General features: G+C 73.1%; 2 protein-coding genes. One reads left to right on the top strand and one right to left on the bottom strand.

The features are described from left to right. On the top strand, window positions 1-623 hold a 623-nt coding region (locus tag EIO58_RS18450; RefSeq protein WP_446723959.1), incomplete at its 5' end, for a Gfo/Idh/MocA family protein. A gap of 131 nt (window positions 624-754) precedes the next feature. On the opposite strand, the gene EIO58_RS18445 is transcribed toward EIO58_RS18450, so the two are convergent. After that, window positions 755-1078 (bottom strand): ROK family protein (locus EIO58_RS18445; protein ID WP_164861890.1); only part of this gene is annotated, 324 nt, incomplete at its 5' end.

Here is a 1078-nt window from a genome sequence, read left to right as displayed (position 1 = left end):
CGGGCCACGAGTCGTGGCATCCGAATCCCGATTTCTATTACCGCATCGGCGGCGGGCCGCTGCTCGACATGGGGCCGTACTACGTCACGTCGCTCGTGCAGCTGCTCGGACCCGTGCGGGCGGTCTCGGGCGCCGCGTCGCGGTCGCGCGACGAGCGAGTGATCCAGTCGGGGCCTCGCGCCGGAGAGGCCGTCGGCGTCGAGATCGACACGCATCTCACCGGCATCCTGCACCACGCCTCCGGTGCGATCTCGACCGTGACGATGAGCTTCGACGGCGTCGCCTCGACCGCAGCGCCGATCGAGGTGCACGGCGTGGAGGGCTCGCTCATCGTGCCCGACCCTAACCTCTTCGCAGGCGACGTCCGGCTGCACCGCCGTGGGGGGACGTGGGAGGCGCTCGAGCCGTCCGCCGGGTACGTCGGCGCCGGCCGCGGCGTGGGGCTCGTGGACTTCGTCGCGGGTGCGGGCCGCGCGAGCGGTGAGATGGCGCTGCACGTGCTCGAGATCATGACGCGACTGCAGCAGTCCGCAGTGTCGGGCGTGCAGGAGTCTCTCACCACCACCGTCGCCCGGCCTTCCCTCGTCCCGCTCACACCCGAGTCGGAGTGGCGCGCGAGCTGAGGGGCGTCCGCACGCGGGGTGGCCGACTCAGGTGTCACAACACGCGGCGTCGATCCAGGCACCCCGCGTGTTGCGCCACGTGAACGTGGGACCGGCGGTGCGGTGGCCGACTCAGGCGTCAGAGCACGCGGTCAGGGGGCGGGGTCGCGCAGCAGATCGGCGAACGCCGCCTCGGCGGCGCCGATGAGCAGGCGGTCCTCGGCGAGGGAGGCGACGCGGATCTCGAGGTCGTCGCCGTTCGCGGCCATCGACTGGGCGCGCACGAGCGCCGTGAGCCCGTCGAGGTCGGAGTCGGCGATCGTCGCCAGGAACCCGCCCAGCACGACGACCGAAGGGTTGAGCACGTTCACGGCGTTCGCGAGCGCGGTCGAGAGGATGCGGCGCTGCCGTGCGACCTCGTCCGCCGCGGCCTCGCCCGCGGCGGCCAGCGCGGCGGCGAGCGTGGGCTCGTCGGC

Source organism: Microbacterium sp. CPCC 204701, from assembly GCF_004010105.1.
Classification (GTDB): Bacteria; Actinomycetota; Actinomycetes; order Actinomycetales; family Microbacteriaceae; genus Microbacterium.
Note: the sequence above shows the minus strand (reverse complement) of the source record. Positions and strands in the feature narration are given on the sequence as shown.